The following is a 13,895-nucleotide window of genomic DNA, read 5'->3' on the forward strand; positions in this document are numbered from 1 at the left end:
GGGCCGCATCCCCGCACGGGGGGTGCGGCCCGGCCGTTTGCGCGCACATATCCTTGACGGCATGTACTTCACGGACCGTGGCATCGAGGAACTGGAGAAGCGGCGGGGCGAGGAGGAAGTCACCTTCGAGTGGCTCGCCGAGCAGCTGCGGACGTTCGTCGACCTCAACCCCGACTTCGAGGTGCCGGTGGAGCGCCTGGCGACGTGGCTGGCACGGCTGGACGACGAGGACGACGAGTAGGAACCCGCCGGGTCTGGGCGCTCAGCGGCCCCTGGCCGGCCTTCCAGGGCGTCAGTCGCGTGGATGCGTGACGCCGTACGCCAGAGCCAGCGCGCCGTGGGCGACGAGCAGCCCTCCGGCCGCGACCCAGCCCCCGCTGCGCCGCCGTAGCCCCCAGGCCAGGAGTGGTACGCCCGCCGCCACCTGAGCGAGAGCCAGGACGTGGGCCCTGGGGCCGCCGATCCAGGGCATCCAGGGGCCGAGGCGGCTGTGGTCGGCCGTCTGGCGTTCCGCGACTTCGCCCCGGCCCGGCCATGCGATCGGGAAGCTGTCCGGCCGGCGCGCGGCGGCTTCCCGGAGGCGGTCGGCGGGTTCGCCGGGGGCGAGTTCGGAAGGCAGCCAGACGCCTACGCGCGCGAGGACCGCCAGCAGGCCGCGCAGCCGGGCACGGGCATCGGCCGCGGAGTCGGGTTTCGCCAGCCGGTCGAGGGCCTGGACGTCCAGGACGGGATCGAGGCCCACGCGCGCGGCGAAGGTGCGCATCGCCTCGTCCTCCCCCACCGGGACGCCGCTCCCTAGCCAGACGAAGCCGACCGGGCGGCGGAAGCCGGACACCAGCATGAAACCGGCGTGGTCGGCGTCCCACCACAGGGCGAGCACGGGCCAGGGCGCGCCGACGGCGAGGGCCGTGGCCCAGCCGGTGACCACCCGGTCGACGGGCTCGCCGCCGTCCCGCCAGGGCCCGCCCTCGGGGACGAGCACGCTCCATTCGTCGCCCGCGCGCGTGAGCTGCATGGATTCACGCAGCAGGCGGGCGACGGGGGCGACGGCCCCGGGCACCGCCCGGCACAGCAGCAGCGCCCCCGAAGCGGGACCGGTACGGGCAGCTTCCGTCGGCATGGTCACACGCTAGGACCATTTGCCCGCCTTCGATTACTTATGTCCATTCAGTCATCCCCAGAACGGGTGCCTTGACTTTCCCCGGCCACGATATATCGTGAATCGAGAAGACGCGATATGGCGCGTCGAGTCGGGGAGGTCTGCACCATGTCCGAGTGGTCCGTCGCGGAACCGAAGAAGCTCACCTTCGACGAGCCCGTGAGCGATCTGCACGTGCGACTCGTCAACGGAACGGTGAACGTGGTGGGCACGGACGAAGGTTCCGCCCGCCTGGAGATCTCCGAGATCGAGGGCCCACCGCTGATGGTGACCCAGCAGGACGGCACGCTCACGGTGGCCTACGAGGACCTGCCCTGGAAGGGCTTCCTCAAGTGGCTGGACCGCAAGGGCTGGCGCCGCAGCGCGGTGGTCTCCCTCGCCGTCCCGGTCGGTACCCGGGTGGAGGTGGGGGTGGTCGGCGCGGCCGCCGTGATCTCCGGGATCCAGGGACCGTCGGTGGTGAAGGGCGTCACCGGCGACACGACCCTCGTGGGACTCTCCGGCCCGGTCCGCGCCGACACGGTCTCCGGCAATCTGGAGGCCCAGGACGTGACCGGCGACCTCCGGTTCAACTCCGTTTCCGGTGACCTGACGGTGGTCGAGGGCTCCGGCCCCTCCGTGCGGGCCGAATCGGTCAGCGGCTCCATGATCATCGACCTCGACCCGGATGGCCCCACGGACGTGCGGCTGACCAGCGTCTCGGGCGAGATCGCGATCCGCCTGCCGTACCCGGCTGACGCGGAGGTCGAGGCGAACACAGCGAGCGGCGCCATCTCCAACGCCTTCGACGGTCTGCGGGTACACGGCCAGTGGGGCGCCCACAAGATCACGGGCCGTCTCGGCGCGGGCAACGGCACGCTGCGGGCCACCACCGTCTCCGGCTCGATCGCCCTGCTGCGCCGCCCGGCCGGGGACGAGGACGAGCCGTGGGACACGCATCGCGGCACGGGCAGCTCGCCGACAGACCCGCCGACCGGCCCGCAGGACGACTCGGGAGACAATTCTGTCTCCGGCCGGAGCGAGGGCGTCACCAGCGTCCCGGCCGACGGCACGACCGACAAGAAGGTGCTCTGACATGCCCCCCGTCTTCGCCCACGGCCGCCTCCGCCTCTATCTGCTGAAGCTGCTGGACGAGGCCCCCCGTCACGGCTACGAGGTGATCCGTCTCCTCGAGGAGCGCTTCCAGGGGCTGTACGCGCCGTCGGCGGGCACGGTCTACCCGCGCCTGGCCAAGCTGGAGGCCGAGGGCCTGGTCACCCACACCACCGAGGGCGGCCGCAAGGTGTACTCGATCACGGACGCCGGCCGGGCCGAACTGGCCGACCGCAGCGGCGAGCTGGCCGATCTGGAGCTGGAGATCCGGGAGTCGGTCGCGGAGCTGGCCGCCGAGATCCAGGCCGATGTGCGCGGAGCCGCGGGCGACCTGCGCCGCGAGATGCGCGCGGCGGCGACCGAGGCCCGCCGCGGCAACGGCAACAAGCCCTCCGGCGCACAGGACGCCCCCTTCGGTGACTTCACGGCCTACGACGACAAGGAGGCCTGGCGCATCGCCAAGGAGGAGATGCGGCGCGCCAGGCAGGAGTGGAAGGAACAGGCCCGCCGCGCCAAGGACGAGAGCCGCCGCGCCCGCGAGGACGCCCAGCGCGCCCGCCGCCAGGCGAAGGAGGCCCAGGAGCAGGCCCGGGCCCAGGCGCAGGAGCAGGTGCAGCACATCGCCCGCCGGGTCCAGGAGCAGGTTCAGGACCACTTCACGCGTGGCGACTGGCCGACGGGCCTGCGCGAAGGCCTGAGCGAACTGGCCAAGGAAGTGGGCGAGTTCGGAAAGGGCTACGGCAAGGACTTCGGCTTCGACTGGACGGGCACGGGCCCCGCATCCGCCACCCCCAGGCCGACCACCCCCGAGCCGCCGCCCCCCTCACAGCCCTCCGCGGACTTCCCGGCCGCCTATGAACCGGCCTGGGCCCACGGGGACACCGCTGACTCCACCGGCGACCCCGCCCGCGACCTGGACCGCCTGCTCGACCGCTTCCGGGACGACATCCGCGACGCGGCCCGCGACCACGGCGTCACCTCCGACCAACTGCGCGACGCCCGCCGCCACCTGTCGACGGCGGCAGCCCACATAGGAGCACTGCTGCGCACGCCCAAGAAGTAGGCGGCCAGAGGGGAAGCCCCGTCACCCGGCCTTGGACTCGCCACCTCCGTACAGCACCCGCACCAGGGACTCGTACGTCACTCCGTGGTCGGCGAGGACCTCGGCCGGCACTCCGGGGCGCATGGTCAGGGCCAGCAGGATGTGCTCGTCACCGATGTGCCGGTCCCGCTGGGCGAGAGCGACGCGCAAGGAGTGCTCCAGAACCCCCTTGGCCCCCCGCCCGAACGAGGGCCGCCCGGACCACCACCCCTTGTCCTTCCGGTCACCGGACATGGCGCCGACCCCGTGCACCTCCTCCACCCGGGAGACGATCTCCGCCACGTCGATCCCCAGCCCGGCGAGCGCATCAGTATCGGCCTGTGACAGCCCGGCCCGCCGCCGCGCCTGACGCAGCGCCTGGCGCACGGACTCCCGCCGCTCCCCGAGCCCGAGAGCGGTCAGCGCGAACGACCCACGACTGCCCTCACGGTCGAGCAGCGCCAACAGCAGATGCTCCGGCTCCACACTCTGCCCGTCACCCCCCTGCACATACTCGAACGCGCTCTTCACCACACCCCGGGCGTCGTTCGTGAACCGCTCGAACATCAATGCCTCCCGTACTTCTTGTGCACGGCCTGCCTGCTCACACCGAGTTCGGCGGCGATCTCCTGCCACGACCAGCCCTGATTGCGCGCATTGCGCACCTGTACGGCTTCCAACTGCTCCAGCAGCCTGCGCAGCGCGGCGACGGCCCGCAGGCCGACCCGTGGATCACGGTCACCCGCGCGCTCGGCCAGATCCGTTGCTTCGGTCATACCGTCAACCTACGTTGACACCCGAACCTCCGTCAACCCCAGTTGACATACGAAAACGGCCGGCCCCGTCCCGGACCGACCGCCAACGTCACGCAGGGGGGCACCTCAGGAACACCACCCCCGAACACCTCAGGAATTCGTCAGCACAAGCTTCCCGAACTGCTCACCCGAAGCCAGCCGTTCGAAGCCCTCACGCGCACGGTCCATGGGCAGCACCTCGTCGATCACGGGCCGCACACCGGTGGCCGCACAGAACGCGAGCAGGTCCTCCAGCTCGTCCTTGCTCCCCATCGTGGAACCGACGACCTTGAGCTCGAGGAAGAAGATCCGGGTCAGCTCGGCGTGCGAGGGCCGGTCACCACTCGTCGCACCGGAAATCACCAGCGTGCCTCCGGGCTTCAGCGACTTCACGGAGTGCGACCACGTGGCGGCCCCGACGGTCTCGATCACGGCGTCGACCCGCTGCGGCAGCCGCGCCCCGGACTCCACGGCCTCCACGGCCCCCAGCTCCACGGCCCGCTTCCGCTTGGCCTCGTCCCGGCTGGTCGCGAAGACCCGCAGCCCGGCCGCCTTCCCCAGCACGATTGCGGCCGTGGCGACACCACCGCCGGCACCCTGCACCAGCACGGAGTCGCCGGGCCGGACACCCGCGTTGGTGAACAGCATCCGATACGCGGTCAGCCACGCGGTCGGCAGACAAGCGGCCTCCTCGAAGGAGAGCTCCTTGGGCTTGGGCAGGATGTTCCAGGTCGGCACGGCGACCTGCTCCGCGAACGTGCCCTGATACCGCTCGGTGAGGATGGAACGAGGCTCCTTGGGCCCCACCCCATGCCCGGTCTGCCCGATCACGGAGTGCAGGACGACCTCGTTGCCGTCCTCGTCGACACCGGCGGCGTCACAGCCGAGGATCATCGGCAGCTTGTCCTCTGCGAGGCCGACGCCACGCAGGGACCACAGGTCGTGGTGGTTGAGGGAGGCGGCCTTGACCGTGACGGTACTCCAGCCGGGGCGGGCCTCGGGAGCCGGACGCTCTCCCAACTCCAGGCCGGTCAGCGGCTGGTCGCGGTCGATTCGGGCGGCATAGACAGCGAACATGACCTTGACGATAGGTTCCCCGACCGACCGTTGGAACCACCGACCCGTGTGAGACACACCCTCTTGCCATACGCTCCGCGCCGGTGCGGGTGCCGTGCCGGGTTGGTCGGCAACCCGGCCTTTCAAGGCTCTCGGCGTCGGTGCTGAGGCCGGGTGGGTCCGCAGCCCGGCGTAGCGGGGTGCCTCCCCCACTCTCGGCTTCGCTCGAGCGGGGGGACCCCCACCGCCCACCCGTGCCGCCCCTAGCGGCACGCATGCCCGCAGCTGGGGCGGAACGCGCCCGCACCCGCGTACGGCGAGAAGGGGCCGTGTCGGGGAGTGTCCGCCCGCAGCGGTTGGCGCGTCAACGGACAGCGAGTCGGTATCCGACCCCATCGCGCCGTTCCGAGGACGGACACCCCCCGACACGGCCCCGACCCACCACCGGCGAAAGGGCGCTGCACGCACCCCACCGCCCCCGCGCAGGCCGCCGCAGGCACTCCGCCACCCGAACAGCCGCCCCCACCCCCAGCAACAGAAATGGCCCCGCCCACACCCGGACGGGGCCACATCACGGCAGCGTCACCGCCGAGCCACACCCTCAGCCCGCGCAGCCGCAGCCACAGCCGCCGTCACCGCCGGCGCGACCCGCTCGTCGAACGGCGACGGGATGACGTAGTCGGCCGCGAGATCATCCCCGACCACGGACGCCAGCGCCTCGGCCGCCGCCAGCTTCATCCCCTCGGTGATCCGGGACGCCCGCACCTGCAGCGCCCCCGCGAAGATCCCCGGAAACGCCAGCACGTTGTTGATCTGGTTGGGGAAGTCCGACCGTCCGGTCGCCACGACAGACGCGTACTTGTGCGCGACCTCCGGGTGCACCTCAGGATTCGGGTTCGCCATGGCGAACACAAACGCACCCTCGGCCATCGAGGAGACCGCAGCCTCCGACACCGTCCCACCGGACACCCCGATGAACACATCGGCCCCGTCCAGCGCGGCCTCCAGCGACCCGCTGATCCCCGCCTTGTTCGTGAACCCGGCCAGCTCCTGCTTCACCGCCGTGAGGTCGTCCCGGTCCGCCGACACGACGCCCTTGCGGTCGGCCACCGCGACATCCCCGATCCCGGCCTCGACCAGCATCCGCGCGATGGCGACACCGGCCGCCCCCGCCCCGGAGATGACGGCCCGCAGCTCCCCCAACGACCGCTGGCTCAGCCGCGCGGCGTTCCGCAGGGCCGCCAGCGTCACCACCGCCGTACCATGCTGGTCGTCATGGAAGACCGGAATGTCCAGCCGCTCCTGCAGCTTCCGCTCGATCTCGAAGCACCGGGGCGCCGAGATGTCCTCCAGATTGACCCCGCCGAACGACGGCGCGAGCCGCACCACGGTCTCGACGATCTCGTCGACGTCCGTGCAGTTCAGCGCGATCGGAACCGCGTCCACGCCCCCGAACTGCTTGAACAGAATCGCCTTGCCCTCCATCACCGGGAGGGAGGCCTCGGGCCCGATGTCACCGAGCCCCAGCACGGCCGTACCGTCCGTCACGACGGCGACGACCGACGACTTCCACGTGTAATCGTGGACGAGGTCCGGCTGCTCCGCGATCGCGCTGCACACCTTCGCGACGCCGGGCGTGTACGCCAGGGACAGGTCGTCCTTGTCACGGACCGGCACCGTGGCCTGCACGGCCATCTTGCCGCCGCGATGCAACGCGAATGCCGGGTCGAAGGAGTCGAGGGGCTCCGCACCGCCCTCGTGACCCGTATGGTCCGTCGTGCCTTCGCTGCGAGGATTGACGATCTCCGCTGCCACTTCGTTCTACCCCTTAGATCTTCATTGGTTTGAGGGTGGCCACTCCTGGTGAGGGGTGGGCGGGCACCGCGTACGGCCATGGTCGTGCTGTGTACGAGTTACGTACGGGCACATACGCGACGGGCGCGCCGCACACGCGCCCTGAGCCCCGGATGAGGGGTGTAAAGACCCTTCTTACCGGACGGACAGCGCCGACGACGAGTCCATAACGCGAAGGTCACATGCAGGCGCCCCGACTCTTCGACCAAAATCGGGACAAATCCTGGACAAACCAGCGACAACCGCTCAAGTGTCGGCGAAGCCTACGACCCCGTACCGAAATCCCAGGATTTACCGAAGATCTTCCGGCCGGAAGGAAAGATTCCGACAGAAGGTCCGGCCGTGATGTACCGGAGTGGTGCGGTTCGGGGGTCGCCCGTTATCCGATTTTGACATGGATGGCGCCCAGAATGCCGCAGTCCGAATGGCAAGATGCCGTAATCACACGAGGTCGCGACACTCGAAGGCGTGTGCTCTCGTCGACCACGGATCTGCCGGCACCGTCGGCAGTCCACGGCTCCGCCGAAGCCATCGGTGGCGCCCCGCCTGCCGAAACCCTCGGCGGCGCCCCGCCCCATCGGCAACTCCACCCATCCGCCGGAGGAACCCACCATGACCGCAAGCTCCACCCGTCGTACGACCGCCGCGCACTCCCGGCTAGCAGCGGTCGGTGCGATCGCGGTCGCAGGCGCGCTGATACTCACCGGTTGCGGTGACCAGACCAAGGACAACGGCTCGGAGAGCGACACGGCGGCCTCGGCCCCGCTCGCCGGCAAGCTGCCGCAGTCCATCCGCGACAAGGGCGTCATCAAGGTCGGTTCCGACATCGCGTACGCCCCTGTCGAGTTCAAGGACGGCTCGGGCAAGACGGTCGGTATCGACCCGGACATCGCCGCCGCCATGGGCAAGCAGCTCGGGGTCGACTTCCAGTTCGAGAACGGCACCTTCGACACGCTGATCACGGGTCTGCGCTCCAAGCGGTACGACATCGCCATGTCCGCGATGACCGACACCAAGGACCGCCAGGAGGGCATCGACTCCGACACCGGGAAGAAGGTCGGTGAGGGCGTCGACTTCGTGGACTACTTCACCGCCGGTGTCTCGATCTACACCAAGAAGGGCGACGACCAGGGCATCAAGACCTGGTCCGACCTGTGCGGCAAGAAGATCGTCCTCCAGCGGGGCACGGTCTCCGAGGACCTCGCCAAGGCGGAGTCGAAGAAGTGCCCGGCCGGCAAGAAGATCGCCATCGAGCCCTTCGACAACGACCAGCAGGCCCAGACCCGCCTGCGCGCGGGCGGCGCGGCCGCCGGTTCGTCCGACTTCCCGGTCGCCGCGTACGCCGTGAAGACCTCCGGCGGCGGCAAGGACTTCCAGCTGGTCGGCGAGCAGGTCGAGGCCGCTCCGTACGGCATCGCGGTCGCCAAGAACCAGACGCAGCTCCGTGACGCCCTCCAGGCCGCTCTGACGGCGATCATCAAGAACGGCGAGTACGAGAAGATCATGAAGAAGTGGGGCGTCACGGACGGCATCGTGCAGGAAGCCACCATCAACGGCGGCAAGTGACCGCGCCCTAGCGGCACTGAAAGGCAACACCCGTGACTGTTGACATCGACAAGACGCCGGCCGACACGCCCCCGGCCGGGCCGGAGGCCATCAAGGCCATCCCGGTCCGGCACTACGGGCGGTACGTCTCCGCCGTCGTCGCTCTCGCCCTGCTGGGCGGCATCGTCTACGCGTTCTCCCAGGGCAAGATCAACTGGGGCGCGATCCCGGACTACTTCTTCGACGACCGCATCATCAGAGGCGTCGGACAAACCCTCCTGCTCACCGTGCTGTCCATGGTGATCGGTATCTTGGGCGGCATCACACTGGCCGTGATGCGCTTGTCGAAGAACCCGGTGACCTCGTCGGTCGCCTGGTTCTACATCTGGTTCTTCCGCGGCACTCCGGTCCTGGTTCAGCTGTTCGTCTGGTTCAATCTGGGCCTGGTTTTCGAGTACATCAACCTCGGACCGTTCTACAAGGACGAGTGGTCGGACTTCATGACCCCGTTCCTGACGGCGCTGCTCGGCTTGGGCCTCAACGAAGCCGCTTACATGGCCGAGATCTGCCGTGCCGGTCTCCTCTCGGTTGACGAGGGCCAGACTGAGGCTTCCCACGCTCTCGGTATGAGCCACGGAAGGACTCTGCGACGGATCATCATCCCGCAGGCGATGCGCGTGATCGTGCCGCCGACGGGCAACGAGGTCATCAACATGCTGAAGACCACGTCGTTGGTCTCAGCCGTGCAGTTCTATGAGCTCTTCCGCTACGCCCAAGACATCGGTCAGACCTCCGGTTCACCGGTCGAGATGTACTTCCTGGCTGCAGCCTGGTACTTGCTGATGACGTCGATCCTCAGCGTCGGTCAGTACTACATCGAGCGGTACTACGCGCGTGGTTCGAGCCGGTCGCTCCCACCCACCCCGTTCCAGAAGATCAGGGCGAACGTGCTGTCCCTATCCAACCGCTCGAAGCCGGAAGGAGGCACCGCATGACCGCCATGGTCAGGGCCGAGGGCGTCCACAAGTCCTTCGGCCCCGTAGAGGTCCTCAAGGGCATCGACCTGGAGGTGAAGTCCGGCGAGGTGTTCTGCCTCATCGGCCCCTCCGGCTCGGGCAAGTCCACCTTCCTCAGGTGCATCAACCACCTGGAGAAGATCAACGCCGGCCGTCTGTACGTGGACGGTGAGCTGGTCGGCTACCGCCAGAAGGGCGACAAGCTCTACGAGCTCAAGGACAGCGAGGTCGCGGTCAAGCGCCGGGACATCGGCATGGTCTTCCAGCGCTTCAACCTGTTCCCGCACATGACGGCCGTAGAGAACGTCATGGAGGCACCTGTCCAGGTCAAGGGCGTGAGCAGGAGCCAGGCCCGCACGCGGGCCCAGGAGCTCCTGGACCGGGTGGGCCTGGCCGACAAGGCGGGCAGCTACCCCTCGCAGCTCTCCGGCGGCCAGCAGCAGCGCGTCGCCATCGCGCGGGCCCTCGCCATGGACCCGAAGCTGATGCTGTTCGACGAGCCGACCTCGGCGCTCGACCCGGAGCTGGTCGGTGACGTCTTGGACGTCATGCGCGACCTCGCCGAGTCGGGCATGACGATGATCGTCGTCACCCACGAGATGGGCTTCGCCCGCGAGGTTGGCGACAGTCTGGTCTTCATGGACGGCGGCGTGGTCGTAGAGTCGGGCAACCCGCGCGAGGTGCTGACCAACCCTCAGCAGGAGCGCACCAAGTCATTCCTTTCGAAGGTCCTCTAAGTAGAGAAGGGTGCGCCAGACGAGGTCTGGCGCACCCTTCTCTTAACCGGTTTTCAATTTACAACTGTCGACGCTCACCTGCCGGAAACATATCCGAGGGTTGCAGTGGTGGGCTCTTGATCGGCGCCGTTAGCACCGTTCCTCGCTACGACTGCGAAGTTGATGAAAATGCTCCGCCCCTCCTTGAAGTCGTAGTCGCAGGTGACAGTCTTTCCCGCGCCCTTAGCGTTGTGGCACTCGCCCCGGTCCAGAATCTTGTTCCCGTTGGCGTTGTCCGCCACGTACCAAACGACGACCGAGCGGAGGCCATCAGCGTAGTTGTCGAGCACCTCGATCCGGTCGTCTGAGGAGTAGAAACACGCGTACCCCGCCTTGGCGAACGGCGGGCTGCAGAATTTCGTCACTGCCGCGGAGGCGGGAGTGGTGGTCGCCAAGACAGTCCCAGCAGTGATGGCCGAGACACCAACAGCGGCCAACATGCGACGCGTGCGGTGGGAAATGTTCTTCATGCCCATTTTCGTGCTCCCCGATTCATGCAACAACGGCGAGACGTAATATTTCTGCATACTTGCCAGTGGATCAAGGGAATAAGGCAAGATCTGAGGCAAAATTGAGCTTGTGTCATATTCCAGCTATCTGAGCGCCAATAGCAGCGTGTCCGAGGGCGAGCACCACACCGGCCTGGCCTCCCCGAATCCCTTCTCGCGCAGCACACGCGCGTGCCACGCCCCCGAGGGCATGTCGCCGTCGGCGTGTTCGCCGTAGATCTCGTAGCGCCGGGCCGTGGGCCCCGCGAGGACCGGGTCCTTGGCGGCGAGCTGCCACCATTCGGACCAGTCGAGGATGCCGTCCCGCTTGGCCTGATCCATACGGGCGTGTCGCTGTGCCCGCTCGGCGGCGTTGATCCGGGGCGTCGACTCGTCGATCATGTGATCCGCGTTCATGAAGACACCGCCGTCGCGGACGAGTCCCGCGACCTGGCCGTAGAGGTACGCGAGGGGTTCCCGGTGCAGCCAGTGCAGGGCCGTCGCGGTCAAGACCGCGTCGTACGAGTCGTGCGGCAGCCTCGCCGGCCAGTCGGGGTCCTTGAGGTCGGCGGTGACGAGGTCGACCCGCTCGTCGCCCGCGAAGGTGCCCTCGGCGATGGCGAGGAGCGCCGGGTCGAGGTCGACGCCGGTGCTGGTGGCCTCGGGGAACCGGGCGAGCAGCCGGGCCGTGATGCTGCCCGTGCCACAGGCGAGGTCGAGCACGCGCGGGGCGGTGCCCACCAGGGCCTCCACCATGTCGAGCATGATCCCGAACCGCTCCTCGCGGTCGGGCAGGTACCACTCCTGCTGCCGGTCCCAGCTCTCCTGCCAGGCGCGCCAGTCGGTGGTGGCCGCAGTGGTGTCGGCGTCCGTCATCGAACCCCTCCCTCGTAATACCCTGGAAGCACCATCAGCTGTTACAGCTGCGCGCTCACGACAATAAAGCCCCTCCGTAAGGACTACAAGTGGAATTGGCCTATTACTCGGACTATGCCGTGCGCCTCGTCAACACCGAGGAACCGGCCCGGGGCAAGGACGCCCTGACGTCGGTCGAGGCCGTCCGCGACCTGTTCGGCGGCAACCAGTCGGCGGCGCGCCGCGCCGCCGACGCGGACGTCACCCGCTTCCGCTCGGTCCGGGCCCGGCTGCGCGCGGTCTTCGAGTCGGCCGACAAGGGCGACGAGACCCTGGCCGTCGACCTGCTGAACTCACTGCTGCTGGAGTTCCCGGTGAGCCCGCAGATCTCCGGGCACGACTTCCGCGACGACGACGGCCGCCCCCTGTGGCACATGCACCTGGCGGACCACCCGTCCAACGCCACCGCGGGCTACGCGGCGATCGCGGCGATGGGCCTGGCGTTCCACCTGACCGAGTACGGCGTGGACCGGCTCGGCCTGTGCGAGGCAGCACCCTGCCGCAACGCCTACCTGGACACCTCCACGAACCGCTCCCGGCGCTACTGCTCCGACCGCTGCGCGACCCGCGCCAACGTGGCGGCCTACCGCGCCCGCAAGCGGCGGGAAGCCGCCCTGCCCGACCTGCCCGAGAAGACGGGCCTGGCGGCCGACAGCGCCCAGCCGAGCAGCGCCCACGGCGAACGCCCGGCCCCGCGCGGCCGGTAACGGAAGCGGACCCGCCCCAGCACCAGGTCGTCCGGTACGACGCCGTAGTCGGTGCTGTCACCACCGGCGTACGCGTTGTCCCCGAGCACCCACCAGCCACCCTCGCGCCGCTGGGCGACCCGCTTCACGACGAGCAGGTCCTGCTGGAAGGGATGCCGCAACACGACGACGTCACCGGGCTTGATCCGGGCCCCGTAGTGCACCAGGAGCCGGTCCCCGTGGTACAGCGTGGGCACCATGGACGGCCCGGTCACCTCGGCGACGCCGAACGGCGCGGCCGACCTCCCCCGCTCGGACTCCTGCGACAGCTCCGGCATCACCCGGCACCTCCCCGGTTCTTCCTCCACCAGTCTCAGTCTCACCCCGGACTTTTGCCCTAAGCCCATGGGGGCACCCGCGAAAACCCGTCCCCCACGGAGTAATGTCCCCTGTGAGAAGACGATCACGAGGAAGGAACGCTCAATGCTTTCCCGCCTGTTTGCCCCCAAGGTCAAGGTCAGTGCGCACTGCGACCTGCCCTGCGGTGTGTACGACCCTGCCCAGGCCCGCATCGAGGCGGAGTCGGTCAAGGCTGTCCAGGAGAAGATGGCCGGTAACGACGACCCGCACTTCCAGGCGCGCGCCACCGTCATCAAGGAGCAGCGCGCGGAGCTCGCGAAGCACCACGTGTCCGTGCTCTGGAGCGACTACTTCAAGCCGCCGCACTTCGAGAAGTACCCGGAGCTCCACCAGCTGGTCAACGACGCCCTCAAGGCCCTCTCGGCCGCCAAGGGCTCGACCGACCCGGCGACCGGCCAGAAGGCTCTGGACTACATCGCCCAGATCGACAAGATCTTCTGGGAGACCAAGAAGGCTTGATCTTCGATCATGCCGCTTGACCTGCGATTTCCTTGGTCGCATGGTTTTCCGGTCCGCACCCGGTCCGCAGGCCGCCGAGCACGGCGTCCATGACGGTCCGGGTGCGGTCTTTCTTGTCCGGCCACAAGTGGACGTTGCCGGGCAGCTCTTGCGCCATGTCGACCGGTGTCCGCGCACCTGAACGGGCCGAGCAGGCCCCGGCGAGAAAATCAGCCACCCGAAGTCGACGCGCACACCGGAAACTCACTCACTTTTCACAACAGCCACATAGTGAACCAGCAGATGAGCAGGCAGACCCGTCCGCCTCCGGCCATCACCCACTGTCATGGCACGTTCAAGCCATCCTTCCGTCGCCCCATCTGTCTCTTGACCCTCTACTTCGGCCTGTGCCTATGGTGACCTCCGCGAACGCAGCGTGACCAAGCTGCCAGACAGTGCGTCACCCAGCGCCTTGGGGACGCCGTCGCCATGGGGGGATACATCGTCATGCCTCGGTGCCGGGCTGTGAGCACACGCCCATTCGGCCTTGTCGGCCTGCCCGCCTCCATGCGGCT

16 protein-coding genes and 1 pseudogene are annotated in these 13,895 nt (G+C 68.6%); 8 read left to right on the forward strand and 9 right to left on the reverse strand.

Annotated features, from left to right (window positions below; translation table 11 throughout):
• The first annotated feature begins 61 nt into the window (after positions 1-61).
• Entirely contained in the window at positions 62-241 is a 180-nt protein-coding gene (locus OG542_RS13035) for a DUF6104 family protein (protein WP_003992906.1), read from the forward strand.
• Positions 242-292: 51 nt separating this feature from the next.
• Here the strand turns inward: OG542_RS13035 and OG542_RS13040 are convergent, their stop codons facing one another.
• Positions 293-1,120, reverse strand: a complete 828-nt coding sequence (locus tag OG542_RS13040; RefSeq protein ID WP_328410834.1) for a hypothetical protein — start codon at positions 1,118-1,120, stop codon at positions 293-295.
• Positions 1,121-1,267: 147 nt separating this feature from the next.
• On the opposite strand from OG542_RS13040, the gene OG542_RS13045 reads away from it, so the two are divergent.
• Together OG542_RS13045 and OG542_RS13050 are read left to right on the forward strand one after the other, a co-directional pair.
• Positions 1,268-2,233, forward strand: coding sequence for a DUF4097 family beta strand repeat-containing protein (locus OG542_RS13045; protein ID WP_328410836.1), 966 nt, complete (start codon positions 1,268-1,270; stop codon positions 2,231-2,233).
• 1 nt (position 2,234) lies between these two features.
• A complete protein-coding gene (locus tag OG542_RS13050) occupies positions 2,235-3,314 on the forward strand; it encodes a PadR family transcriptional regulator (RefSeq protein ID WP_328410838.1) in 1,080 nt (359 codons plus the stop codon).
• Positions 3,315-3,335: 21 nt separating this feature from the next.
• On the opposite strand, the gene OG542_RS13055 is transcribed toward OG542_RS13050, so the two are convergent.
• The 4 genes from OG542_RS13055 to OG542_RS13070 all read right to left on the reverse strand — a co-directional run bounded on the left by OG542_RS13055 (position 3,336) and on the right by OG542_RS13070 (position 6,997).
• Positions 3,336-3,899: a Clp protease N-terminal domain-containing protein gene (locus OG542_RS13055; RefSeq protein ID WP_311127710.1), complete on the reverse strand. Its 564-nt coding sequence runs from the start codon at positions 3,897-3,899 to the stop codon at positions 3,336-3,338.
• A complete protein-coding gene (locus OG542_RS13060) occupies positions 3,899-4,108 on the reverse strand; it encodes an HTH domain-containing protein (protein ID WP_004925761.1) in 210 nt (69 codons plus the stop codon). Before OG542_RS13060 ends, OG542_RS13055 begins: the two co-directional genes overlap by 1 nt.
• A gap of 129 nt (positions 4,109-4,237) precedes the next feature.
• Positions 4,238-5,203, reverse strand: a complete 966-nt coding sequence (locus OG542_RS13065; protein ID WP_328410841.1) for a zinc-binding dehydrogenase — start codon at positions 5,201-5,203, stop codon at positions 4,238-4,240.
• Positions 5,204-5,764: 561 nt separating this feature from the next.
• The gene (locus OG542_RS13070; protein ID WP_184590546.1) at positions 5,765-6,997 is read right to left on the reverse strand and encodes an NAD(P)-dependent malic enzyme; all 1,233 of its coding nucleotides are present in this window, start codon (positions 6,995-6,997) and stop codon (positions 5,765-5,767) included.
• 651 nt (positions 6,998-7,648) lie between these two features.
• Between OG542_RS13070 and OG542_RS13075 the strand changes: the two genes are divergently transcribed.
• From OG542_RS13075 to OG542_RS13085, 3 genes are read left to right on the forward strand one after another with little or no spacing between them, the layout of a single operon-like run.
• Positions 7,649-8,602, forward strand: coding sequence for an ABC transporter substrate-binding protein (locus tag OG542_RS13075; protein WP_328410843.1), 954 nt, complete (start codon positions 7,649-7,651; stop codon positions 8,600-8,602).
• Positions 8,603-8,634: 32 nt separating this feature from the next.
• A complete protein-coding gene (locus tag OG542_RS13080) occupies positions 8,635-9,576 on the forward strand; it encodes an amino acid ABC transporter permease (protein WP_328410845.1) in 942 nt (313 codons plus the stop codon).
• Entirely contained in the window at positions 9,573-10,334 is a 762-nt protein-coding gene (locus OG542_RS13085) for an amino acid ABC transporter ATP-binding protein (RefSeq protein WP_328410847.1), read from the forward strand. The genes OG542_RS13080 and OG542_RS13085 overlap by 4 nt, the downstream gene beginning before the upstream one ends.
• 74 nt (positions 10,335-10,408) lie before the next feature.
• Here OG542_RS13085 and OG542_RS13090 read toward each other — a convergent pair whose 3' ends face one another.
• Entirely contained in the window at positions 10,409-10,900 is a 492-nt protein-coding gene (locus OG542_RS13090) for a hypothetical protein (protein WP_328410849.1), read from the reverse strand.
• A 66-nt stretch (positions 10,901-10,966) separates the two neighbouring features.
• Positions 10,967-11,737 carry a class I SAM-dependent methyltransferase gene (locus tag OG542_RS13095; RefSeq protein ID WP_328410851.1) on the reverse strand — a complete coding sequence of 257 codons (771 nt, stop codon included), beginning with the start codon at positions 11,735-11,737 and terminating at the stop codon, positions 10,967-10,969.
• 89 nt (positions 11,738-11,826) lie between these two features.
• On the opposite strand from OG542_RS13095, the gene OG542_RS13100 reads away from it, so the two are divergent.
• Positions 11,827-12,483 (forward strand): CGNR zinc finger domain-containing protein, encoded by a 657-nt coding sequence (locus OG542_RS13100; protein ID WP_308429238.1) that lies wholly within the window; start codon positions 11,827-11,829, stop codon positions 12,481-12,483.
• A 65-nt stretch (positions 12,484-12,548) separates the two neighbouring features.
• On the opposite strand, the pseudogene sodX reads toward OG542_RS13100, so the two are convergent.
• Positions 12,549-13,034 (reverse strand): annotated as a pseudogene (gene sodX / locus OG542_RS13105) (nickel-type superoxide dismutase maturation protease); the annotation flags it as partial.
• Here sodX and sodN point away from each other — a divergent pair.
• Positions 12,946-13,341: a superoxide dismutase, Ni gene (sodN, locus tag OG542_RS13110; RefSeq protein ID WP_030928916.1), complete on the forward strand. Its 396-nt coding sequence runs from the start codon at positions 12,946-12,948 to the stop codon at positions 13,339-13,341. The pseudogene sodX and the gene sodN overlap by 89 nt on opposite strands.
• A 7-nt stretch (positions 13,342-13,348) precedes the next feature.
• Here the strand turns inward: sodN and OG542_RS13115 are convergent, their stop codons facing one another.
• Complete coding sequence (locus OG542_RS13115) at positions 13,349-13,498, reverse strand: hypothetical protein (protein WP_328410856.1); 150 nt, start codon at positions 13,496-13,498, stop codon at positions 13,349-13,351.
• Between the last annotated feature and the right edge of the window lie 397 nt (positions 13,499-13,895).

Origin of the sequence: Streptomyces violaceus (assembly GCF_036014075.1) — a bacterium.
Taxonomy (GTDB): Bacteria; Actinomycetota; Actinomycetes; order Streptomycetales; family Streptomycetaceae; genus Streptomyces; species Streptomyces violaceus.